We start from the raw sequence: 22,057 nt of genomic DNA, 5'->3' as shown, positions 1-22,057 counted from the left end.
ACTGAATCAGGCCTCTTTTCTTCCTGGGCAGTTTTCTGTGCGGAGTTTCGGGGAACGGCCGCTGGGCAGCCGCGCTGCGAGGAAGCGAAGGGACAGCTTCCGTTTCGGCGACTGAAGGGCGTGGTGGTGGCTTTCAAAGTGATCGGCGTCGAGCGCGGCGGATGGGCCGTGCTCCATGTTTCCGGTGAGCTGGACCTGGTGACGTCACCGGTGCTGCGTCAGCGGGTGCACGACGAAGTGGCCGAGGGCCGGCACAGTCTCGTCCTCGACCTCTCCGAGGTGCATTTCTGCGACTCGAGCGGCGTCGGTGTCCTGATCGCCTCCCGCCGCCTCATCCGTTCCTGCCGGGGCAGGCTGCGCCTGATCCTTCCGGCGCGCGGAGCCGAGGAGCACTCCCACGTCAACCGGGTGCTCGGCGCGCTGGGGGTGCGCCGCCTCTTCGACGTGTACGGCGACGTCCCGGCGGCCGTGGACGACGGAACCGAGCCCCTGTCCGCCTGACGCGCGCCTCAGGGTCCTCGCGCCCGACGGTGAGTCACCTCACGTCGACGCCATACGTTTGTCCCGAATTCACCCCGGTTCAGGCACAACCGCCGCCTTTCCGCCCCCGGGGCGTCGCCGGCGTCGTACGCTCCCTGCCGACAAGCACCCGCACGCGACGACGTAAGGCGGCCCGAGAAGAGATGGTCAGCAGCGAGTACGAGCGCAGGATCGCCGGCCGGTTCGCCACCTTCGACCAGGACGGCAACGGCTACATCAGCCGCGAGGACTTCGCGGCGGCGGCCCAGGCGCTGCTCACCGAGTTCGACACCCCGGCCCGCTCGGACAAGGGGCAGGCCCTGTACGCCGGCGCCGAGGCGTTCTGGCAGGGCATGGCGGGGATGGCGGACCGCGACGGCGACCAGCGCATCACGCGCGAGGAGTTCGTCGGCGGCGCGGTCAAGCGACTGCGCGACAACCCCGACCGGTTCGGCGAGATCGCCCGCCCGTTCCTGCACGCGGCCCTGGCCGTGGCCGGCGCCGACGGAGCGGTCACCGTGGAGGACACCGTGCGGGTGCTGACCTGCCTGGGCGTGCCCGGACAGGCCGCGCGCGCCGTCGCCGCCGCCCTGGACGCGGACGCCGACGGCCGTGTCCTGGAGACGGACGTCGTCCCGGCCTTCGCCCGCTACTTCACGGTGCCCGAGTAGCCCCGGACGCAGGGCCCCTTCTTCACGGCGTGGGCGGCGCGGCCGAGAACCGCTCCCGCAGCTTGTACTTCAGCACCTTGCGCAGCGTCTCGTTGCGCGGCAGGGCGTCCACGACCTCCAGTTGCTCGGGCAGCTTGTGCGGCGACAGCCCTTCCGCGCGCAGGTGCGCCGTCACTGACTCCAGGGTCAGCGCCCCCGCGTCCGTCGCCCGGTCCGCCGCCGGTTCGACCACCGCGCACACCCGCTCCCCGCGTTCGGGGTCCGGCAGCCCGATCACCGCCACGTCGCCCACGGCCGGGTGGGTGTGCAGCAGGTCCTCGATCTCCTTGGCCGACACGTTCTCCCCCTTGCGGATGATCACGTCCTTCAGCCGGCCGGTGAGCACGAGATGGCCGCTGCCGGTCACCCGCCCCAGGTCGCCGGTGCGCAGGAAGCCCTCCTCGTCGAAGGCCTCGGCCGTCTGGGCGGGGTCGAGGTAGCCCCGGCAGACCGCCTCCCCGCGCAGCCGCACCTCCCCGTCGGGCGCGATCCGTATCTCCATGCCGCTCGGCGGCCGTCCCTCCGTCGTCGCCAGGTTCTCCGGGGTGTCGTCGGGCGAGCCCATGGTGATCATCGGCACCTCGGTCATCCCGTACCCGTGGGTGAGCTGGACGCCCATCTCGCGGACGACGGCGTGGTACAGCTCCGGCGGCTTGGGCGCGCCCCCGCCCGCGAGCAGCCGCAGCGAGGGGATCACCGGGTCGCCGGGCCGCTTGCGCTGCTCGGCCAGGAACATCGAGTAGAACGCCGTGGAGCCGCCCGCCACCGTCACCCCGTGCCGCCGGTACTCCGCCAGCGCGTCCGGCATCGCGAACTGCTCGAACATCACCGCCGGGAAGCCGTACAGCAGCAGCATGACCGTGTAGTCGGGGCCGGCGATGTGCGCGTACGGGAAGGCCATCGAGCCGACGTCGCCGGCGGTGAGGCGCAGCGCGTGGGCGAGGCAGGAGCCGCCCGCGATCAGCGAACGGTCGGTGTGCAGCACGCCCTTGGGGTCGGAGGTCGTCCCCGAGGTCCAGTAGATCCAGCGTACGGATGTGCCGTCGCGGGGCGGGGCGGGCAGCACGGCCGGATCGCCCTCGGGCAGGTCGTCGTAGGCCTCGAAGACGCCCTTCGCGCCCAGGCGGCGCGCCATCTCGCCGTGGTCGAAGCCCCGCCACACACCGGGCACGGCGAAGTACTCCGCCTTGGACTCGCGCAGCGCGAAGCCGACCTCGCGGTCCCGGTAGAACGGGATGACCGGGCTCTGCACGGCGCCCAGCCGGGCCAGCGCGAAGGTCAGCACGGCCGTCTCGAGGCGGGTGGGGAGCTGCCAGGCGACGACCGTGCCGGGGCGTACGCCCATGTCGTACAGGCCGGCCGCGGCGCGTTCGGCGCGCTCGCGCAGCCCGCCGAAGGTCAGGGCGCGGTCGCCCTGGAGGAGGACCGGACGGTCGGGGGTGAGGGCGGCGCGGCGGTCGAGCAGGTCCCACAGGGTGCGGGACGCGCTCAGGGCGTGGGCGGTGTCGGTCACGGCGGCCCCCTCAATAACTGACGGTCAGTCAGATCGTGGGCAGAGCGTAGGGCTCGCCGCCTTGTCGGTCCAGGGGTCGCGGACTAGCCTGCTGGGCAGAACAAATCTGACGGGCCATCAGATTGTCGGGTCCGCCGGACCACGCCCGCCGGACCACGGCCCGCGGAACCGGCCGTGGCACCTGCGGCCTTTCAGCACGCGTCCGCCAGGCGGAGGGGACCATGACCGAACTGCCCCGCATCATCAGCGTCGACGACCACGTGATCGAGCCCGCGCACCTCTTCGAGACCTGGCTGCCGCGCAAGTACCACGACCGCGGCCCCAAGCCCCTCACCGCCGGGATCGGGGAGCTGGCGTACGTGGGCGGCAAGTACCGGATCACCATGGACCCCGACGGTCCGCCCACCGACTGGTGGATCTACGAGGACCTCCAGTTCCCGTACAAGCGCAACATCGCCGCCGTCGGCTTCGACCGCGACGAGATGACGCTGGAGGGCATCACGCGTGCGGAGATGCGACGCGGCTGCTGGGACCCGAAGGCGCGGCTCGCAGACATGGACCTCAACCACGTCGAGGGCAGCCTCTGCTTCCCGACCTTCCCGCGCTTCTGCGGCCAGACCTTCGCCGAGGCGCACGACAAGGAGGTCGCGCTGGCCTGCGTGCGCGCCTACAACGACTGGATGGTGGAGGAGTGGTGCGGCGACAGCGGCGGCCGGCTCATCCCGTTGTGCCTGATCCCGCTGTGGGACATCGAGCTGGCCGTCGCCGAGATCAGGCGCAACGCCGCGCGCGGCGTGCGCGCGGTGACCTTCTCTGAGATCCCCACCTACCTGGGCCTGCCCTCCATCCACTCCGGCTACTGGGACCCGTTCTTCGCGGTGTGCCAGGAGACCGGCACGGTCGTCAACATGCACATCGGGTCCAGCAGCCAGATGCCCGCCGCCTCACCGGACGCGCCGCCCGCCGTCCAGGCCTCGCTGAGCTTCAACAACGCCATGGCCTCGATGATGGACTTCCTCTTCAGCGGCGTCCTGGTGAAGTTCCCGGCCCTGAAACTCGCCTACTCCGAAGGTCAGATGGGCTGGATCCCCTACGCCCTGGAGCGCGCCGACGACGTCTGGGCGGAGCACCGCGCCTGGGGCGGGGTCCGCGACATCGTCCCCGAGCCGCCGTCGACGTACTACTACCGGCAGATCTTCTGCTGCTTCTTCCGCGACAAGCACGGAGTGACGTCCCTGGACGTCGTCGGCCGCGACAACGCCACCTTCGAGACGGACTACCCGCACGTCGACTCCACCTTCCCGCACACCAAGGAGGTCGCCCTCGACCATGTGAAGGGCCTGGACGACGAGACCGTCTACAAGCTGATGCGGGGCAACGCCATCCGCATGCTCGGCCTGGACCTCGTCCGCGACCGCCGCCCCGACCGCTCCGGGTGACGCCGATGGACCTCGCGGACACCCCGCAGGAAGCCGAGTTCCGGGCCCGGCTGCGGGAATGGCTGGCCAAGGCGCTCCCCAAGCTGCCCCCGAAGCCCTCCCCGGACGACTGGCCGGCCCGCAGGGCCTACGACCTCGGCTGGCAGCGCATGCTGTACGACGCCGGGTACGCGCACGTGCACTGGGACGCCTCGCCCACCGTACGGCTGATCTTCCTGGAGGAGACGGAGGAGGCGGGCGCGCCCTACGTCGGCGCGGGCTTCGTCGGACTGCTGCACGCCGGGCCGACCATCGCCGCCGAGGGCACCGCGGCCCAGCGGGAGCGCTGGCTGCCGCCGATCCTGCGCGGCGAGGAGGTCTGGTGCCAGGGCTTCAGCGAGCCCGACGCCGGCTCCGACCTCGCGGCGCTGCGCACCCGCGCGCGACGCGACGGCGATGCCTACGTGGTGAACGGATCCAAGATCTGGACCTCGCACGCCGAGGTCGCCGACTGGTGCGAACTGCTGGTGCGCACCGACCCGTCGGCCCCCCGGCACCGGGGCATCACCTGGCTCGCCCTGCCGATGGACGCCCCCGGCGTCACCGTACGGCCGCTGCGGACGCTCGCCGGGTCCGCCGAGTTCGCGGAGGTGTTCCTCGACGACGTGCGCGTGCCCGTCGCCAACCGGGTGGGGGAGGAGAACGACGGCTGGCGGGTGACGATGGTGACGCTGTCCTTCGAACGAGGCACGGCGTTCGCGGGGGAGGTGGTGGCCTGCCGGCGCACCCTCGGCGAACTCGCCCGCGAGGCGCGCCGCAACGGCCGCTGGGACGATCCCGCGGTCAGGAGGCGGCTCGGCAGGCTCAACGCCGAGCTGCGGGCCCTGTGGCGGCTCACCCAGTGGAACGTGAGCGAGGCGGAGGCCACGGGCGGCGGCGTGCCCGGCACGGGCGGCTCGGTCTTCAAACTGAGCTACTCGCACGCCCGCCAGGAGCTCTACGACGCGGCGGCCGACGTCCTCGGCGACGACGCCCTCGACCTGGAGCGGCCCTGGGTCCTGGACCGGCTCTCCTCCCTCTCGTACACCATCGCGGCCGGTACCTCGCAGATCCAGCGCAACATCGTGGGCGAGCGGATCCTCGGTCTGCCGAAGGGAGGCTGACGTGCGTTTCCGGCTGACGAAGGACCAGCGGGACCTGCGAGGCGGCGTACGGGAGCTGTTGGCGCGGCGGTTCGGCCCCGAGGAGCTGCGCGCGGCGGTGTCCCGGCCCGGGCTCGACCGCCGGCTGTGGCGGGAGCTCGGGGAGGCCGGCTTCTTCGCGCTCCGGCTGCCCGAGGCGGACGGCGGCGTCGGACTGGGCCTGCCCGAGGCGGTCCTGGCCTTCGAGGAGGCCGGCCGCGCCCTGCTGCCCGGCCCGCTGACGGCCACCTTCCTCGCGGCGGGTGAGGTGCCCGGCGCGGCGACCGGCGAGAGCGTGGTGACCGCGGTCGACGGCGGCCTGGTGGAGTGGCTGGCCGAGGCGGACGTCGTCCTGGGCGACGCGGAGGGCGCGCGGCCCCTGCGGTCGGTGGACCCGCTGACCCCGCTGCACCGCACGCGGGGAGGCCGGGCACCGTCCCCCGATCCCGTCGCGGCCCTCTTCACCGCCGCCGAGCAACTCGGCACGGCCACGCGCGCGTGCGAGCTCGCCGTGCGACACGCGCGCACGCGCGAGCAGTTCGGGCGGCCCGTGGGCGCCTTCCAGGCCGTCAAACACCTCTGTGCGGACCTGCTGGTCCGCGTGGAGGTGGCCCGGGCGGCGGTGTACGCGGCCGCCGTCACCGCCGGACCGGCCGATGTCGCGGCGGCCCGGCTGCTCGCCGACGAGGCCGCCGTGCGCGGAGCGCGCGACTGCCTCCAGGTGTTCGGCGGGATGGGATTCACCTGGGAGGCGGAGGTTCATCTGCTGCTGAAGCGTTCCTGGGTGCGCACGAGACGTACGGGAGGTGGCACGCAGGGTGAGGAAAGGCTCGCCGAGGACCTGCTGACGACGCCTGACCACCAGCCGCCGCAGGCCGCCTGCCTGCGCTGATGTGCAAGCGCGGGGCGGGCCGTGCGGCATGTGTCACTGATCGTGGCAAGACATGGTCACGGAACGTGAGATTCGGTTGTGTCCGATCGGTGACCCGTCACGGCCCGGAGTCGGGCGGTCGCTCCGGTACCTTCTGTGAGATGCGAGTTGCCGTGAGCGCGGACCGTGCCGGCCGAGCCCTTGGGGCGACGCCGTGGACGGGGGTGCGCACCGCTGCTCGCAGGGCGGACGGGCGTCACGGCCCCGTCTGTTCGACTTTCCGCGATGAGCGTCGCACAGTATGCCGCACGGGTACTCCTTCGCGCTGGAATATGCCCGAAGCGCTTGTTGAGGTGACTGTACGTCAACCAAGCTGTCTCTCAAGGGATTCACGTTCCGTCACTCTGCCCCTGACTGTTGTTCTGGTCATGCAGAAAATGGCTACGATCGTGGCCCTCGTCGTCATGGTCCTCGCGTGGCTAGCGTGGCTCACGTGGCGCGCGGCCATGTGTCCGCCGGTTCGGATGGTGTGAGCGGTGCAGGTGCTTCAAGTGCAGCTGGAGATCCGGCCCGACCCCACTGAAGTGGGTCGCGCCCGCAGGTGGGCCCGTGGGCGCCTCGCCGGGTCCGGGATAGGGGCCGACGAGCCGCTCGCCGAGACGCTGATCCTGCTCGTCTCCGAGCTGGTCACCAATGCCGTGGTCCACACGGGCTGTCCAGCCGTCCTGAGGCTCTCGCTGCCGGGCGCGGCGGTCGGGACCCCGGAGGGAGCCGGCAGGCCCTGGGAGGGTGTCGTGCGGCTCGAGGTGGCCGACAGCAGCGACCGCGCCCCCGTCCCCCGCTGTGTGGGCGACGACGCCACGGGCGGCCGCGGACTGGCCCTCGTGGACTGCCTCGCGGACCGCTGGGGCTGGAGCGTCGAGGGTCCCGGCAAGCGCATCTGGTGTGAACTCGACCGCTGTGCGGCCCCCCGCCCGGACGCCGGCCCGACGGGCGGGACGGCGACGGTCTGTCAGAAACCGTCGTACGGGGGGATCGCGTACGAAGCCGTGTGACACGCGGCGTGCGCGCGGCCCCGTACGGCCGGTGCACGGTGGCGGGGGATGTGGCGCGTGTGTCCCCGGCGGGCCTCGGTGCGCCCGTGCGTGCTTCCGTGCGCGCCCGTGACAAAACGGGGCGCAAGCAACAAATCACCGATCGGGTGTTGACGTCACGTGTCCGTTTGATCACGCTTGTGGTCAGCGATTCGCCGTGAGGGGACGACGAGGGCGTCGGTGACGGAGGCCCTCGCCGAATGCGGATCGCCGATTCGGCGTCGGAGCCCTCAGGGCCGAGGGGAACCGAGGGGAGGGTACGCCGAGTCGGATGGTGGCGCGCGGTGCCGTGCTCGGGGCGGGCAGTGGCGCGCCACCATCCGTCGAACCCCGTGAGCCGCCCCGCCGCGCTCGCCGTCGGCCGGAGCTCCCGAGCCGCCCTACAGGATCGCCACCGGCGCCACCGGAGTCCCGGTCCCGCCGACGAACGGCTCGGGCATCGCCGACAGCAGGAACGCGTAGCGCCCTTCTTGTCCACAGGCTGTGGACAACTCTTCGAGATTCCAGTTCTGCCCCTGGAGCATCCCCATCTCCACGAGGTCGAGGGCGTGCACGGGCAGCCACAGGTCGTCGATCTCCGGCGGAAAGATCTCGAACGTGAGGGTGTCGTCGGCGACGGCGGCCACATCGCGCGCGTGGAACCACTCCGGAGTGCGCAGCGACAGCCCCGGCGAGGGGTACGCGTACCCGTGCTTGTCCCCGGCGAGGTACAACCGCATCTGCCCGGTCCGCACGAGCACGATGTCGCCGGCCCGCACCCGCGTCCCCGCCAGTTCCTCGGCCGCCTCCAGGTCCTCGGGCGTGACCGCGTGACCGCCGGCCAGCCGGTCGACGCCACGCGCGCGTGCCACGTCCAGCAGCACTCCGCGCGAGACGACGTGCCGCGCCTTGTCGATGCCGCTGAACTCCGCGCCCCCGTGCGGGGTGATGGTGCCGGCCGGGCGGCCGTTGTAGAGCTTGCCGGAGTGCGAGACATGGGTCAGCGCGTCCCAGTGGGTGGCCGCCTGGAGGCCCATCGTCACGGCGTCGTCGCTGCACGCCACCGAGCCCGGGCCGAAGATCTCCTGGTTGATCTGCACCATGGTGTGCAGCGGGTTGACCCGACCCGGGATCATCCCCGTCTGCACGCCGTCCTCCCGCAGGGGCAGGGCGAGCGGGACCCGGCGGCCCGTGCGGACCTCGGCCGCCGCCGTCCGCACGACCTCGTCGGTGATCAGGTTCAGGGTGCCGATCTCGTCGTCGTCCCCCCAGCGCCCCCAGTTGTTGACGCGCTTGGCGATGTCCTGGAACGCCGGATGGAGCGAGGGCAGTGCCATTCGTGCCTCCCCGGGGCTTGTCCCCGACTGACTGACGGGCCATAAAATCTAACGGTCCGTCAGAAACTGCGGGAAGGGGCCCGGCGTGGGGAACTTCTTGAGCGGCAAGGTCGTCGCCGTCACCGGCGCGGGACGAGGCATCGGACGGGCGGTGTCCCTCGCGGCGGCGGCCGAGGGGGCGCGGGTCGTCGTCAACGACTACGGCGTCTCCGTGGCCGGCGCCTCACCCACCAGCGAGGTCGCCGAGGCCGTCGTCAAGGAGATCGAGGCGGCCGGCGGGGAGGCCGTCGCCGTCGCCGACGACATCTCCACGATGGCAGGCGGACAACGCGTCGTGGACACGGCCATGGAGTCCTACGGGCGGCTCGACGGGGTCGTCTGCGTGGCCGGCATCCTGCGGGAGCGGATGCTGTTCAACATGACCGAGGAGGAGTGGGACCCGGTCGTCGCCACCCACCTCAAGGGCACGTTCACCGTGTTCCGGGCGGCCTCGGCGGTCATGCGGGCCCAGCGGTCCGGCACGCTCATCGGCTTCACCAGCGGCAACCACCAAGGCTCCGTCTCACAGGCCAATTACAGCGCGGCCAAGGGCGGGATCATCTCGCTGGTGCGCAGCGCGGCGCTCGGCCTGCACAAGTACGGGGTGACCGCCAACGCGGTGGCCCCCGTGGCCCGCACCCGGATGTCGGCCGGAGTGCCGACCGAACTCGCGGAGATCGGCGAGCCGGAGGACGTCGCCGCCATGGTGACTTTCCTCTTGTCGGACCGCGCGCGCGACCTGGGGATAACCGGCCAGGTCTACACGGTCGCCGGTGAGAAGATCGCGGTGTGGGCGCAGCCCCGCGAACTCCGCTCGGCCTACGCCGCCGACGGCTGGACGCCGGACCGGATCGGCCGGGCGCTGGCAGGAGCGGTCGGCTCGGACCCCATGCCGATGCTGGAACGCCTCCAGGAGATGGCCCGCGCAGCGGCGCAGGGAGCACGACCCAACGCATGAGCGGGGGCGCCGGCTTGCGGGGACGGCATCCCGTGCGAGCGAAGTCGAGGCGGCCACGCCGGCGACGCGGTCCTGGCGCGTCTCAAGGCGGCGGCTGGCCGAGGCCCCGCGCACCCGACGGCGGAGCCGCTGCCGGGCTGGTGCAGCAGCAGGACCGTGCCCCACGGTCCCCACCGCGTGGCGGTGCCGGCGCTGGACTCGGGCACCGGCTGGAGGTCCGTCCTGCTTCCGAGGGAGGGGGCGGGCCGTGGCCGGGCGGGGCTGCGGAGCGCACTGCATCGGATATCGACACCCGTGAGCGGGGCCGTGCGGTCCCCGGCTGGAGGAGGCAGCGTGGACTTCGGGTTTGCCGCGGCTGATGACGAGTTCCGGGCGGACGCGCGGGCGTGGCTGGCCGCGCACGCCGGCGGACAGGCCGACCGGCGCGGCTGGGAACGGACCCTCGGGAGCGCCGGCTGGATCGGGCTCGGCTGGGCGGAAGGGGGGTACGGCAACCGGACCGCCACCCTCACCCAACAGGTCGCCTGGGCCGAGGAGTACGCGCGGTCGGGCGCCCCGCCCCGCTCCGGGCACATCGGGGAGAACCTGCTCGCGCCGACCCTCGTCGCCCACGGCAGCGCCGGCCAGAAGCGCCGCTTCCTGCCGGCGATCGCCGCCGGGGAGGAACTGTGGTGCCAGGGGTACAGCGAGCCGGGCGCGGGATCGGATCTCGCGGGCGTGCGCACGCGTGCCGAGCGGACGGCCGACGGCGACTACCGCGTCACCGGGCAGAAGATCTGGACCTCCCTCGCCCACGAGGCCGACTGGTGCTTCGTGCTGGCCCGCAGCGACCCGCAGTCCACCCGCCACCACGGGCTGACCTTCCTCCTCGTGCCCATGGACCAGCCCGGGCGGATCGAGGTGCGGCCCATCCGGCAGATGACCGGCACGAGCGAGTTCAACGAGGTCTTCTTCGACGGGGCGCACGCCCGCGCGGAGCACGTGGTGGGCGGCGTCGGCGACGGCTGGCGGGTCGCCATGGGGCTGCTCGGCTTCGAGCGCGGGGTCTCGACGCTGGCCCAGCAGATCGGGTTCGCCGAGGAGCTGGGGCGCGTGGTGCGCACGGCCGTGGAGACGGGCGCCGCCGGCGATCCCGTCGTCCGCGCCCGGATCGTGGAGCTGTGGGCCGAGCTGTGGGCGATGCGGTGGAACGCGCTGCGCACGCTCGGCGGCTCCGGCGGGCCGGGCGCGCCCAGTGTCGCCAAGCTGCTGTGGGCGGGCTGGCACCAGCGGCTCGGGGAGCTCGCGGTGGAGGTGCGGGGCGCGGCCGCGGGGGTGGGCCCGGCCGACTGGTCGCCCACCGCGCCGTACGGACTCGACGAGGCGCAGCGCCTGTTCCTGTTCTCCCGGGCCGACACGATCTACGGCGGCTCCGACCAGATCCAGCGCACGATCATCGCCGAGCGGGTGCTCGGTCTGCCCAGAGAACGCAAGGGGGTCGTCTGATGCGTGGCGTGGTGTTCGACGGGAAGCGGGTGGAGGTCGTCGACGATCTCGTCGTCCGCGATCCGGGCCCCGGGGAGGTGCTCGTCGCGGTGTCGGCGGCCGGGCTGTGCCACAGCGACCTGTCGGTGGTCGACGGGACCATTCCCTTCCCGGCGCCGGTGGTGCTGGGGCACGAGGGCGCGGGGGTGGTGGAGGCGGTGGGCGCCGGGGTCGCCCATGTGGCTCCCGGGGACCATGTGGCCCTGTCCACGCTCGCCAACTGTGGGACGTGCGCCGACTGCGACCGGGGGCGGCCGACGATGTGCCGGCGGGCCATCGGGCGGCCGGGGCGGCCGTTCACGCGTGCGGGGCGGCCGGTGTTCCAGTTCGCGTCGAACTCCGCGTTCGCCGAGCGGACGGTGGTCAAGGCCGTGCAGGCGGTGCGGATACCGCAGGACGTCCCCCTGACGTCCGCCGCGTTGATCGGCTGCGGGGTGCTGACCGGTGTGGGGGCCGTGCTCAACCGCGCGCGCGTGGACCGCGGGGAGTCCGTCGTCGTCATCGGTACCGGCGGCATCGGGCTCAACGTGCTGCAGGGCGCGCGGATCGCGGGCGCGGGGCGGATCGTCGCCGTGGACGCCAACCCGGCGAAGGAGGCGGTGGCGCGGCGGTTCGGGGCCACCGACTTCCTGGCTTCCACGGACGGCGTGCGGGACCTGCTGCCGACCGGGGCGGACCATGTGTTCGAGTGCGTGGGGCGGGTGGAGCTGATCCGCCGGGCGATCGACCTGCTCGACCGTCACGGCCAGGCCGTGCTGCTCGGCGTGCCGCCCGCGACGGCGGAGGCGTCCTTCCTCGTCTCGTCGCTCTACCTGGACAAGTCGATCCTGGGCTGCCGTTACGGCTCCTCCCGCCCCCAGCGGGACATCGCGCTGTACGCCGCGCTGTACCGCGAGGGCCGGCTGCTGCTGGACGAGCTCGTCACCCGGACCTACCCGGTCGAGGACTTCGAGAAGGCGGCGACGGACGCGGAGGCGGGGCGGGTGGCGCGGGCGGTCCTCACGTTCTGAGGGCGGCGCCCGTCCGGAACGTCCGCCGGTAGGCGGTCGGGGTGACGCCGAGCGCCGTCTGGAGGTGCTGGCGCATCGACTGGGCGGTGCCGAAGCCGGCGTCCCGGGCCACCTGGTCGACGGAGAGGTCGGTCGACTCCAGCAGGTGCCGGGCGCGTTCGACGCGCTGCCGGGTGAGCCACTGGCCGGGGCTGACGCCGACCTCCTCGCGGAAGCGGCGGGTGAAGGTGCGTACCGACATCGACTCCCGCGCGGCCATGTCCCGCAGCTGGAGCGGCTCGTGGAGGCGGCCGAGGGCCCAGGCGCGGGCGCCGGTCGTGGTCGCCTGCTGGGGGTCGGGCACGGGCCGCTCGATGTACTGCGCCTGTCCGCCGTCGCGGTGCGGCGGGACGACCGTGCGGCGGGCGACCTCGTTGGCGACGGCGGTGCCGTGGTCGCGGCGCACCATGTGCAGGCACAGGTCGATCCCGGCGGCGACCCCGGCGGAGGTGAGGACGTCGCCGTCGTCGATGAACAGGACGTCCGGGTCGACCTGGATCCGCGGGAAGAGACGCTGGAGGCGGTCGGCGTCGGCCCAGTGCGTGGTCGCCGGGCGGCCGTCGAGGAGGCCGGCGGCGGCGAGGACGTAGACGCCGGTGCAGATGGAGGCGAGGCGCGTGCCGGGTCGGATGTGGCCGAGGGCCGCGGCCAGGTCCTCCGTCAGCACGCCCTCCTCGAAGACGGGGCCCAGCTCGTAGGAGGCCGGGACGATCACGGTGTCGGCGGTGGCGAGCGTCTCCGGTCCGAGCCCGACCTGGATCGCGAAGTCGGCGTCCGTCTCGACCGGGCCGGGCGGGCGGACCGAGCAGGTGACGACCTCGTACAGGTGCCGGCCCGCGGCATCCTTGGGGCGGCCGAAGATGCGGTGCGGGATGCCCAGCTCGAAGGGGAGCAGGCCGTCCAGGGCGAGGACGACGACGCGGTGGGGGCGCAAGCCCGTGGCCCTTTCCATGGCCCGATCCTAACGAACACTGTCTTTCGGGCCACTCGATGGGCGTGGTGCCGTGCCCGAAGCTCTATGGCGTGACCCGGACCATCGAAGTGCTCGCCGCCGCACAAGACCTCAAGCCCGCCCGCAGGCGTGTCCACCGCGCCTGGCTGGTCGCCGCCGTCACCTTCGTGACGATCATCGGGGCGGCCGCCTTCCGCTCGGTGCCGGGGCTGCTCATCGACCCCTTGCACGAGGAGTACGGCTGGTCGCACGGCACGATCGGCGCGGCCGTCTCGGTCAACCTCGCGCTGTACGGGCTCACCGCGCCGTTCGCGGCGGCGCTGATGGACCGCTTCGGCATCCGCCGGGTGGTGGCCGTCGCGCTGACGGTGATCGCGGCCGGCTCCGGACTGACGGTGTTCATGACCTCGGCCTGGCAACTGCTGCTGTGCTGGGGTCTGTTGGTGGGCGCCGGCTCGGGGGCGATGGCGCTGGCCTTCGCCGCGACGGTCACCAACCGCTGGTTCACCGAGCGGCGCGGCCTGGTCAGCGGCATCCTCACCGCGGCCTCCGCCTCCGGCCAGCTGATCTTCCTGCCGCTGCTGTCCTGGCTGGTCACCCGCTACGACTGGCGTCCGGCGGCGCTGACGGTCGCCCTGGCGGCCCTCGTGGTCGTCCCCTTCGTCTGGCTCCTGCTGCACGACCACCCGGCCGACGTGGGCCTCAAGCCCTACGGCGCACGGGAGTTCGTCCCGAAGCCCGCGCCGGTGACGGGCGCCGCGCGCAGGGCGGTCTCCGTGCTCCTCTCCGCCGCGCGCACCGGCCCCTTCTGGCTGCTGGCCGGCACCTTCGCGATCTGCGGAGCCTCGACCAACGGCCTGGTGCAGACCCACTTCGTGCCCGCCGCCCACGACCACGGCATGCCCGTCACGGCCGCCGCCTCGCTCCTCGCGGTCATCGGCGTCTTCGACGTCGCCGGCACGATCGCCTCCGGCTGGTTCACCGACCGCTTCGACTCCCGCCGCCTGCTGGCGGTGTACTACGCGCTGCGCGGCCTCTCCCTGCTCTTCCTGCCCATGCTGCTCGCGCCGTCCGTCCGCCTGCCGATGGTCTTCTTCATCGTCTTCTACGGCCTCGACTGGGTGGCCACCGTCCCGCCCACCCTGGCTCTGTGCCGCGAGCAGTACGGCGACGACAGCGCCATCGTCTTCGGGTGGGTCCTCGCCGCCCACCAGGTCGGCGCGGCCCTCATCGCCTTCCTCGGCGGCGTCGCCCGAGACGTCTTCGGCACGTACGACATGGTCTGGTACGCCTCCGGCGCGCTGTGCGCGGCGGCGGCCCTGATGGCCCTGGTGATCCGGCGGAGGCCGGAGGCGGGGGCGCGAACGACGGGCGGCGGGTGAGCCGCTCGCTCGTCTACGGCGCTGTGAAGAGCATCGGGAAGCGCAGGCCCAGCCACGGTTTGCGGCCCCAGGCGACGACCTTGGCGCGGGCCATGACGGCGGGGGCGGTCCAGCGGCCCAGGGCGAGGAGGAGGAAGGCGACGGGGTCGATGGCGATCGTGCAGTCGGGGCGCCGGGGCGGGGTGTCGGTGACCGTGGGCACGCCGTCCGCGAAGGTGACGGCGAAGCGGTCGGGGCCGATCCGCAACAGGTAGCACGCGTGGTGGCCGGCCGCGCCGGCGTTCACGACTCGCGGCATGGCCTGTCGCATGAAGGGCAGCGTGAAAGCGACCACTTCCCGGTCGACCATGTGCGGCCCGCGCAGCGCGACCGCGATGTCGTATCCGTGCCCGAGCAGGTGCGTGAGCAGGTACGAGCCCAGGGTGGCCATGTCCATCGGCCCCATCGGCGTCAGCACCGCCTTGCGCGGACCGCAGTCGGCCGCGGCCGCGACGAAGTCCCGGGCGCTGTCCGCGATCTCCGCGCCGAGGACCGCCGGATCCCGCTGCGGGTAGACGGCCAGAGCCGCACGGTTGGCCGCCGCGAGACCGCTCGGCGTCCCATCGCCGTAGGGACGGTCCTCGCCCGCCCCGATGTCCGCCATCAGCTTCCCCGCCAGCGCGAGGTGCGCCGCCGCCTCCCCCACCGTCCACTCCGCGCCTGGCAACGGCGTCCGTGGATCGGCCCCCGCCTGCAGCAGCGCCGCGATCCGGTCGGCCGTGGCGACAATGGCGTCCTCGGGTGTCATGAGCACGATCGTGTCCGCACTCGGACGTCCTGTCCAGTGTCCTGCCCGTCCCCGTTTCCGGCCTGCCGATCGCCCCCCGGTTATCTTCTTCGCGGTCCTGCAAGAGGGCCGCCGGCCTCCGGGCCCGGCCCCCCGGCCCTGCCGCGCTCCGCCTCGTGCTGCCGGACCTGACGGCCCGCTCGACCGCCCCGGGCGGGACGTGGCGTCCCGTCCAGCGACGCTGCCGCCGTCACGGGGCGGTCAGAGGAAGCGGCCTCGGTGGAACAGCAGCGGTGCGCCGCCGGACGCGGGGGCGCCCAGGGCGTTCACCCTGCCCACGACGATCAGGTGGTCGCCTCCGGTGTGGACCGCGTGGATCGTGCAGTCGATCCAGGCGGCGGCGCCGGTGAGGCGGGGTGAGCCGGTGGTGGGGGCGGGGTCGTGGGCGACGCCCGCGAACTTGTCGGCGCCGCTCACCGCGAAGGCACGGCACAGGCCGGCCTGGCCCGCGCTCAGGACGTTCACGCAGAACACGCCCGCGCGTGCGATCCGCGGCCAGGTCGTGGAGGTGCGGCCGACCATGAACGCGACCAGCGGCGGGTCGAGGGAGAGGGAGGTGAACGACTGGCAGGCGAAGCCGGCGGGCGCGTCCTCGTCGGCGCCGGCCGGCGCGGTGATGACCGTGACGCCCGTCGCGAACGTGCCCAGCACGCGCCGGAACTCGCCCTGGTCCACCGGCGCCCGCTCGTCCTCGCGGACGCAGCGCAACTCGGGCCGGGGGTGCGCCTCGACCGGCCGGCCCCGGAGGTGGCGGACTGCGGCGGCCGCCATGCCTGCGTGTCCCATCATGTCGCCATTGAAGCTGACGGCTCGTCAGATAGGAAGGGCATTGCGGGGAGGTCCGGCGATGACTTCTACGCTGCTCGCATGGGGTGGGCAGGCGTGCGGGATCGGGTGCGTCCGGGGCGGGCGTGGCCCGAGTCGGTCGCGGCTGTGGCAGCGGGAGCGGCGCAGCTTCCGGCGGTGTTCGCGCTGCTGTTCTGGCAGGCGCTGGCCACCGATCGTTACGGCGTCGGCTACGGCCCGGCGTTCGGGCTGCTCTGTCTGTTCCTCTTCGCGCCGGTGCTGCTGCCGGTGCTGGGACTGCTGCACGCGTGGGCGCAGATCCTTCCGGGGGCCGTCGTCGCCGACGTCGTGCTGCGCCGTGTCCCATGGCCGCTGTGGGCCCGCCGTCTGCTGGGCGTGACGCTCGTCGGCGCGGTGTGGGCCGTCGTGGGGGCCGTGGGGGCGGGGATGTCCTTCCCCGCCGCGGCCGCCTGCCTCGCCGCCCTCGGCGTGCTGCCGGTGCTCGCGATGGAGTACGCGCGCGTGCGGCCGACGGGCAACGGGGGCCTGTGGTGGCGGGCCGCGGGCGCCTCCGTCGTGCTGTTCGTCCTCGCCCTCGTCGCCGGGCCCCTGGCCACGGCGGTGGGCCTGGCCGAGGAGTACGAGCCGCCCCCGCTGTCCGCCGAACGGGTCGCCGGGGTCTGGCACGGCGAGGACGGGGCCGTGCTGGAGCTGCTTCCGGGCGGCCGGGCGGAGTTGACGCGGATGCCGGTCGATCCCGGCGTCCGGGCGACCGCGGACTTCGCGGTGTGCGACGGTGCCGGGAGCTGGCGGCTGGAGCCAGGTCGCGTACGGGACGGCGTGGTCGTCCGCCTCGCCGCCGACGAGGCGGGCGAGGATGAGGACGGCTGTCGTGGGGAGACGGTCTGGTCTTCCGGTGGGACGGAGCGGTCGCCCGAGTTGTTCGTGTTCTTCGGGGATCCGGACGCGAGCAGTCCGCGGGTGCTGACCCGGGATCCCTGAGCCTCACCGCCCCCGGAACCGCGCCTCCCTCCGCCGTACGAAGCTCGCCACGCCTTCCTGTGCGTCCGCCGTCGTCATGTTGATCTCCTGGGCAGCCGCCTCCGCCGCGAAGGCGGTGGCGCGGTCGGAGTCGAGGGAGGCGTTGACGAGCTGCTTGGCCAGGGCGAGGGCGCGGGTGGGACCGCCGGCCAGGCGCTCCGCCCAGGCGCGGGCCGTCTTGTCCAGGTCGGCGTCCGGCACCACCCGGTTGACCAGCCCGAGGCGTTCGGCGTCGGCCGCGGTGAGGGCGTCGCCGAAGAACATCAGTTCCTTGGCGCGATGCAGGCCGATGAGCCGGGGCAGGAGGTAGGCGCCGCCGGCGTCGGGGACCAGACCGCGCCGTACGAACACCTCGATGAAGCGGGCCGACTCCGCCGCCAGGACCAGGTCGCAGGCGAGGGCGAGGTGCGCGCCGAGGCCGGCCGCCGTGCCGTTCACCGCCGCGATCACCGGCTTCTCGCAGTCCAGCACGGCGGCGACGAGACGCTGCGCGCCGAGCCGGAGGGTCCGGGCCACGTCGCCGGGGATCCGCTCCCCGGCCGCCGTGCCGCTGCCGCTCCTGTCGCCGTTCGCGCCCGTCCCCCTCGCGGGCCCGCCCCGCAGGTCCGCGCCCGCGCAGAAGCCCCGTCCGGTCCCGGTGAGGACGACCGCCCGGATCTCCGGGTCGGCGGAGGCGTCCGCGAGGTGCTGGATCAGGTGTTCGCGCTGGTCGGGGGTGATGGCGTTGAGCGCCTCGGGGCGGTTGAGGGTGAGGGTCGAGACGTGATTGTCAGTGGCGTGCAGTACCAATGAGTCAGCGGATCTGTCCGGCTTGTCCGTCCAAGTGGAGTCATCGGGGGAATTGTTCATGCGCATCTCAGCGACACACCGCCAACGCGTCCAGCGCCACCGCGCCCTGCCCGCGGGGCAACACCATCAGGGGGTTGATGTCCAGCTCGGCCAGGTCGTCGCCCAGTTCGAGAGCCATGTGCTGCACGCGCAGGACGACTTCGACGAGCGCGTCCAGGTCCGCAGGCGGGCGGCCCCGGACGCCGTCCAGCAGGGCCCGCCCGCGCAGTTCGCCGAGCATGGCGCGGGCCTGGCCCTCGCCGAAGGGCGGCACGCGGACGGCCGCGTCCCGCAGCACCTCCACCAGGACGCCGCCCAGCCCGACCGTCACCGTCGGCCCGAACAGGTCGTCATGAGTGACGCCGACGACCATCTCCACGCCCCGCTCGACCATCTGGCAGACGAGGACGCCGTCCAGGTCGACGCCCTCGTAGCGGGCGATGTCGGTCAGCTCGCGGTAGGCGTCGCGGACCTGGCTGGCCGAGGTGAGGCCGATCTTCACCAGGCCCAGCTCGGTCTTGTGGGCGATCTGCGCGCCGGACGCCTTCATCACCACCGGGTAGCCGACCGGCCCCGCCGCCCGCACCGCCGCCGCAGCGCTGGTCACCAGCTGTTCGCGCGGCACGCGTATGCCGTACGCGCGAAGGAGCTGCTTCGCCGCGTGCTCGCTCAGCTGCTGCCCCGGCCGCATCAGCATCCGCGCCTTGCGGAAGGACGGGGAGGGGGTGCGCGGGGCCTGGTCGAAGGGGGAGCGGTAGTCCCGTGCGAAGCGGTGGTGCTCCAGATGGGCGCGGACGGCGGTGAGGCAGCCCGAGACCGTGCGGAAGGTCGCCACCCGGGAGGAGCCGAGCAGGACGTCCCGGTAGGCGGACTCGGTGCCGACCGGCGAGCCCCACACGACGCAGACCAGCTTGTCCGTGGTCTCGGCCGCGTCGACCAGGTCCCGCACCAGCCGGTCGCTGAGCGGCGGGAACGGGCCGGTGACGGGGCAGATCAGCACACCGATCCCGGGATCGGCGAGGATCGCGTCGATGATCTTGCGGCCCCGTTCGTCACCGACCGGGTGCCCGCCGTTGTCGACGGGGTTGGAGACGTTCAGGTACTCCGGTATCCACTGGTGCAGCTCGGCCTGCTTGGCGGCGGACAGCTCGGGCAGCCGCAGTCCGGCCGCCGTCGCCAGGTCGGCCACGTGCGCGCCGGTGCCGCCGGAGATGGCGTACACCGCCACGCCGTCCGCGCGCGGGGGCTTCGCCCGAGCCAGCAGGGTCGCGGTGTCCTGGAGTTCGTCCAGGCCGTCGACGCGGATCACGCCGTACTGGCGCATCGCCGCGTCCACGACGTCGTCCGCGCCGGTCAGCTTGCCGGTGTGGGTGGCGGCGGTGCGCGCGCCCACCTCGGTGCGGCCGACCTTGACCGCGACGACCGGGACGCCGCGCCGGGCGGCCCGGTCGGCGGCGAGCAGGAAGGCGCGGCCGTCCTTGAGGCCCTCGACGTAGCAGGCGATCGCGCCTACCTCGGGCTGCTCGGCGAAGTAGGAGAGGAAGTCGGCGGTCTCCAGGTCGGCCTCGTTGCCGGTCGGCGCCCAGTGCGAGAGGCGGACGCCGAGCTCCTGCAGCGCGAAGACGGGGCGGCCCTGGTGGCCGGACTGGGTGATCAACGCGATGGCCGGGCCGTCGAGGTCGTCCCGGAACCGTTCGAACGCGTTGAGGTTGGTGTTGGGGCCCAGCAAGCGCATTCCGGAGCGGGCCACGGCCGCCGCGAGCCGGCCCTGCGCCGCAGCGCCCTCCGCGCCCGTCTCCGCGAACCCGGAGGCGAAGACCACCGCGAACTTCACTTTCGTATCGGCGAGTTCCTCGATCACCGGCAGCGGGTCGGCGACCAGAAGCACCGCCAGGTCGACCTGCTCGGGCAGGTCGGCGACGGACGGCGCGCACGGGATACCGAAGACGGTCGCGCGGGTGGGGTGCACCGGATGCAGCCGTGCCCCCACCCGCTCCGCCCAGGCGGCCAGCTGCCGGGTGATGCCGGTGTTCGGCCGGCCCTCGGCGTCCGAGGCCCCGATCACCGCGACGGACTCGGGGCGGAAGAACCGGTCCAGATCGGGTACGGCCTGGTACAGCGGGCGTCCGCTGACGTCCAGGTCGTCCGTGTCGGAGGACCGGCCGTGCACGGCGGGCCCGGGGCGTTCCTCGCAGGCGAGGACCCGGGCCCGGCGGGAGTCGGTGGTGAGGGTGCCGTGGGTTGATCCAAGCATGGGCCCGCCCGCTCCTGTGTGACTGCCAAGTAACTGACGAACTGTCAGGTTACAGAACTGACGGTCTGTCAGGAATGGGCTTGCACAGAGGAGATGCCCCCTTCGTGGCGGGCCGCGAAACCGGCGGTGTCGCGGCCCCGGCGTCACAGCGCCGCGAGCACCTCCCGGGCCACCCGCTCCCCCGAGCGCACCGCTCCGTCCATGAAGCCCATCCAGTGGATGGACGTCTCGGTGCCGGCCCAGTGGATGCCGCCGACGGGGGCGCGCAGGGCGGGGCCGTACTGGGTGAGCACGCCGGGCGGGGCGATGGAGACCGGGCCGCCCCGGGTGTAGCCCTCGTTGTTCCAGCGCTGGAGCACGAAGGAGGTCGGGTTGGCGGCTTTCTCACCGAAGTACGTCGTGTAGTCCCTCAGCACCGCCGTCCTGACCTCCGCCTCGCTCGCCGCGTCCAGGGCCCGTGCCTTGTCGGCCTCGATGAAGCCCATCAGCGCGCCGTAGGAGGCGTCGGGAGGGGAGTTGTCGAAGGTGGAGCTGATCACGCCGGTGTCGCTGACGACCTGGCCGTTGAGGCCGTCGGCCCGCCAGAAGGGGGTGTCGTAGATCGCGATGGCCTTGCCGACGGAGGCCATCGGCATGCGCTGGGTGAGCTGGTCGCGGGCGGCCGGCAGGAGGGGGTCGTAGGAGATGCGGGCCGCGAGGGGCGGGGGCAGGGCGACGACGACGCGGTCGGCGGTGACCGTCGTGCCGTTCGCGCTCACCACGTACCGGCTGCCGGAGCGGGAGATGGAGCGCACCGGGGCGTTCAGCACCACCCGGTCGCCGAGTGTGGCGGCGAGCTTGATCGGGAGCAGCTGGGAGCCGCCGACGAAGCGCAGCTCCTGGGCGCCGTTCGCGGTCTCGGTGAGGCGTTCCAGGGTGCCCGGGGTGGAGGGGTTGCCGGCGGCCGCGATGTAGAAGAGGACGAACAGGAAGGACAGTTCGCGGGGCTCGGCCGAGAAGATCGACGTGCAGGCCACGTCGAGGAGGAACTTCGCCGACGGGACCACCGCGTTGGCGCGCAGCCAGGTCTCGAAGGTCTGCCGGTCCCACTCCGCGGCCTTCGCGGCGGTCCAGGGCGCGTCGACCGGCACCTGTTTGGCCAGGTCGTCCAGGCCGGCCTGCACGATCGCGGCGTTGGCGAGCCCGGCCGCGTCGATCGGCGGGACCGAGCCGAGCAGCCCGTCAGTGGCGTACGGGGTTCTCCTGCCGTCCTTGTAGAGGAGGTTCTTGCCGCTGTTGTAGGTGGGGAAGGTGGCCACGCCGAGGGAGTCGGCGAGCGCCTTCACACGGTCCTGGGTCGGGCCGATGAACTCACCGCCGCCCTCGGTGACCCCGCCGCCCGCCAGTGGCAGGCCCATCACCCGGCCGCCGACGCGGTCACGGGCCTCCAGGACGACGACCTTCTTCCCCGCTGCCACGAGATCGCGGGCCGCGGTCAGGCCGGCGAGCCCGGCGCCGACGATCGCGACGTCCACGTCCCGCGCGGTCGCGGAGGTCCCGGCGCCGGCCGCGGTCGCCGTGCCGGCGGCGGTCGCGGTGAGAGCGGTTGCGCCGGCGGTTGCTCCGGCGGCCACGGCGGCGGTGCGGCCGAGCAGGGAGCGGCGGGAGAGGGCTGCGCCGGAACCGGGGGAGAGCTGTCTTTCGCTTGCCACGTGCGTCCTCCGTCGAGAGGGTGGTACCGGAAAGGTGAACAGTCCTCACATTCTGGCTCCGCACAAAGGCACGGGACAACGCTCCGGTCACACCGAAGTCATCTG

19 protein-coding genes are annotated in these 22,057 nt (G+C 73.1%); 11 read left to right on the top strand and 8 right to left on the bottom strand.

Translation table 11 applies throughout. The annotated features are described in order from the left end of the window. The first annotated feature begins 120 nt into the window (after window positions 1-120). Together ACIOC0_RS14530 and ACIOC0_RS14525 are read left to right on the top strand one after the other, a co-directional pair. Window positions 121-501, top strand: a complete 381-nt coding sequence (locus tag ACIOC0_RS14530; protein ID WP_130442101.1) for an STAS domain-containing protein — start codon at window positions 121-123, stop codon at window positions 499-501. 182 nt (window positions 502-683) lie between these two features. After that, window positions 684-1,190 carry an EF-hand domain-containing protein gene (locus tag ACIOC0_RS14525; RefSeq protein ID WP_402155350.1) on the top strand — a complete coding sequence of 169 codons (507 nt, stop codon included), beginning with the start codon at window positions 684-686 and terminating at the stop codon, window positions 1,188-1,190. Window positions 1,191-1,212: 22 nt separating this feature from the next. Here the strand turns inward: ACIOC0_RS14525 and ACIOC0_RS14520 are convergent, their stop codons facing one another. Continuing rightward, window positions 1,213-2,742 carry a class I adenylate-forming enzyme family protein gene (locus ACIOC0_RS14520; RefSeq protein ID WP_402155349.1) on the bottom strand — a complete coding sequence of 510 codons (1,530 nt, stop codon included), beginning with the start codon at window positions 2,740-2,742 and terminating at the stop codon, window positions 1,213-1,215. Between the two features lie 221 nt (window positions 2,743-2,963). On the opposite strand from ACIOC0_RS14520, the gene ACIOC0_RS14515 reads away from it, so the two are divergent. The 4 genes from ACIOC0_RS14515 (at window position 2,964) to ACIOC0_RS14500 (ending at window position 7,267) form a co-directional block, all read left to right on the top strand. After that, window positions 2,964-4,181: an amidohydrolase family protein gene (locus ACIOC0_RS14515; RefSeq protein ID WP_402155348.1), complete on the top strand. Its 1,218-nt coding sequence runs from the start codon at window positions 2,964-2,966 to the stop codon at window positions 4,179-4,181. 5 nt (window positions 4,182-4,186) lie between these two features. After that, window positions 4,187-5,323 (top strand): acyl-CoA dehydrogenase family protein, encoded by a 1,137-nt coding sequence (locus ACIOC0_RS14510; protein ID WP_402155347.1) that lies wholly within the window; start codon window positions 4,187-4,189, stop codon window positions 5,321-5,323. A gap of 1 nt (window position 5,324) precedes the next feature. Continuing rightward, window positions 5,325-6,233, top strand: a complete 909-nt coding sequence (locus ACIOC0_RS14505) for an acyl-CoA dehydrogenase family protein (RefSeq protein ID WP_402155346.1) — start codon at window positions 5,325-5,327, stop codon at window positions 6,231-6,233. A gap of 530 nt (window positions 6,234-6,763) precedes the next feature. Next, complete coding sequence (locus ACIOC0_RS14500) at window positions 6,764-7,267, top strand: ATP-binding protein (RefSeq protein WP_402155514.1); 504 nt, start codon at window positions 6,764-6,766, stop codon at window positions 7,265-7,267. Window positions 7,268-7,686: 419 nt separating this feature from the next. Here ACIOC0_RS14500 and ACIOC0_RS14495 read toward each other — a convergent pair whose 3' ends face one another. Beyond that, window positions 7,687-8,622, bottom strand: a complete 936-nt coding sequence (locus ACIOC0_RS14495; protein WP_402155345.1) for a cyclase family protein — start codon at window positions 8,620-8,622, stop codon at window positions 7,687-7,689. Window positions 8,623-8,707: 85 nt separating this feature from the next. On the opposite strand from ACIOC0_RS14495, the gene ACIOC0_RS14490 reads away from it, so the two are divergent. From ACIOC0_RS14490 to ACIOC0_RS14480, 3 genes are all read left to right on the top strand, one after another. Beyond that, window positions 8,708-9,619 carry an SDR family NAD(P)-dependent oxidoreductase gene (locus ACIOC0_RS14490; protein WP_402155344.1) on the top strand — a complete coding sequence of 304 codons (912 nt, stop codon included), beginning with the start codon at window positions 8,708-8,710 and terminating at the stop codon, window positions 9,617-9,619. 333 nt (window positions 9,620-9,952) lie between these two features. Continuing rightward, complete coding sequence (locus tag ACIOC0_RS14485; RefSeq protein WP_402155343.1) at window positions 9,953-11,104, top strand: acyl-CoA dehydrogenase family protein; 1,152 nt, start codon at window positions 9,953-9,955, stop codon at window positions 11,102-11,104. Then, entirely contained in the window at window positions 11,104-12,153 is a 1,050-nt protein-coding gene (locus tag ACIOC0_RS14480; protein ID WP_402155342.1) for a Zn-dependent alcohol dehydrogenase, read from the top strand. Before ACIOC0_RS14485 ends, ACIOC0_RS14480 begins: the two co-directional genes overlap by 1 nt. On the opposite strand, the gene ACIOC0_RS14475 is transcribed toward ACIOC0_RS14480, so the two are convergent. After that, window positions 12,143-13,144, bottom strand: a complete 1,002-nt coding sequence (locus tag ACIOC0_RS14475; protein ID WP_402155341.1) for a GlxA family transcriptional regulator — start codon at window positions 13,142-13,144, stop codon at window positions 12,143-12,145. The genes ACIOC0_RS14480 and ACIOC0_RS14475 overlap by 11 nt on opposite strands. A 71-nt stretch (window positions 13,145-13,215) precedes the next feature. On the opposite strand from ACIOC0_RS14475, the gene ACIOC0_RS14470 reads away from it, so the two are divergent. After that, window positions 13,216-14,526 carry an MFS transporter gene (locus tag ACIOC0_RS14470; protein WP_402155340.1) on the top strand — a complete coding sequence of 437 codons (1,311 nt, stop codon included), beginning with the start codon at window positions 13,216-13,218 and terminating at the stop codon, window positions 14,524-14,526. Between the two features lie 13 nt (window positions 14,527-14,539). Here ACIOC0_RS14470 and ACIOC0_RS14465 read toward each other — a convergent pair whose 3' ends face one another. Continuing rightward, a complete protein-coding gene (locus tag ACIOC0_RS14465; protein WP_402155339.1) occupies window positions 14,540-15,313 on the bottom strand; it encodes a maleylpyruvate isomerase family mycothiol-dependent enzyme in 774 nt (257 codons plus the stop codon). Between the two features lie 240 nt (window positions 15,314-15,553). Next, window positions 15,554-16,138 carry a flavin reductase family protein gene (locus tag ACIOC0_RS14460; RefSeq protein ID WP_402155513.1) on the bottom strand — a complete coding sequence of 195 codons (585 nt, stop codon included), beginning with the start codon at window positions 16,136-16,138 and terminating at the stop codon, window positions 15,554-15,556. Window positions 16,139-16,219: 81 nt separating this feature from the next. On the opposite strand from ACIOC0_RS14460, the gene ACIOC0_RS14455 reads away from it, so the two are divergent. After that, window positions 16,220-17,140, top strand: coding sequence for a hypothetical protein (locus ACIOC0_RS14455; protein ID WP_402155338.1), 921 nt, complete (start codon window positions 16,220-16,222; stop codon window positions 17,138-17,140). A gap of 3 nt (window positions 17,141-17,143) precedes the next feature. On the opposite strand, the gene ACIOC0_RS14450 is transcribed toward ACIOC0_RS14455, so the two are convergent. The 3 genes from ACIOC0_RS14450 to ACIOC0_RS14440 form a co-directional block, all read right to left on the bottom strand. Then, complete coding sequence (locus tag ACIOC0_RS14450; protein ID WP_402155337.1) at window positions 17,144-18,028, bottom strand: enoyl-CoA hydratase/isomerase family protein; 885 nt, start codon at window positions 18,026-18,028, stop codon at window positions 17,144-17,146. Window positions 18,029-18,035: 7 nt separating this feature from the next. After that, entirely contained in the window at window positions 18,036-20,261 is a 2,226-nt protein-coding gene (locus ACIOC0_RS14445) for an acetate--CoA ligase family protein (protein WP_402155336.1), read from the bottom strand. A 143-nt stretch (window positions 20,262-20,404) separates the two neighbouring features. Further along, window positions 20,405-21,952: a flavin monoamine oxidase family protein gene (locus ACIOC0_RS14440; RefSeq protein WP_402155335.1), complete on the bottom strand. Its 1,548-nt coding sequence runs from the start codon at window positions 21,950-21,952 to the stop codon at window positions 20,405-20,407. Window positions 21,953-22,057 lie beyond the last annotated feature (105 nt).

The sequence above is a fragment of the Streptomyces sp. NPDC088254 genome (assembly GCF_044740925.1).
In the GTDB taxonomy this organism is placed as follows: domain Bacteria; phylum Actinomycetota; class Actinomycetes; order Streptomycetales; family Streptomycetaceae; genus Streptomyces.
Note: the sequence above shows the minus strand (reverse complement) of the source record. Positions and strands in the feature narration are given on the sequence as shown.

Bases quoted from the DNA above. Each gene is read 5' to 3' on its own strand.
- ACIOC0_RS14495 (WP_402155345.1), bottom strand. From the start codon at position 8,622: ATGGCACTGCCCTCGCTCCATCCGGCGTTCCAGGACATCGCCAAGCGC.
- ACIOC0_RS14445 (WP_402155336.1), bottom strand. From the start codon at position 20,261: ATGCTTGGATCAACCCACGGCACCCTCACCACCGACTCCCGCCGGGCC.
- ACIOC0_RS14465 (WP_402155339.1), bottom strand. From the start codon at position 15,313: ATGACACCCGAGGACGCCATTGTCGCCACGGCCGACCGGATCGCGGCG.
- ACIOC0_RS14515 (WP_402155348.1), top strand. From the start codon at position 2,964: ATGACCGAACTGCCCCGCATCATCAGCGTCGACGACCACGTGATCGAG.
- ACIOC0_RS14475 (WP_402155341.1), bottom strand. From the start codon at position 13,144: ATGGAAAGGGCCACGGGCTTGCGCCCCCACCGCGTCGTCGTCCTCGCC.
- ACIOC0_RS14510 (WP_402155347.1), top strand. From the start codon at position 4,187: ATGGACCTCGCGGACACCCCGCAGGAAGCCGAGTTCCGGGCCCGGCTG.
- ACIOC0_RS14480 (WP_402155342.1), top strand. From the start codon at position 11,104: ATGCGTGGCGTGGTGTTCGACGGGAAGCGGGTGGAGGTCGTCGACGAT.
- ACIOC0_RS14455 (WP_402155338.1), top strand. From the start codon at position 16,220: ATGGGGTGGGCAGGCGTGCGGGATCGGGTGCGTCCGGGGCGGGCGTGG.
- ACIOC0_RS14450 (WP_402155337.1), bottom strand. From the start codon at position 18,028: ATGAACAATTCCCCCGATGACTCCACTTGGACGGACAAGCCGGACAGA.
- ACIOC0_RS14460 (WP_402155513.1), bottom strand. From the start codon at position 16,138: ATGGGACACGCAGGCATGGCGGCCGCCGCAGTCCGCCACCTCCGGGGC.
- ACIOC0_RS14525 (WP_402155350.1), top strand. From the start codon at position 684: ATGGTCAGCAGCGAGTACGAGCGCAGGATCGCCGGCCGGTTCGCCACC.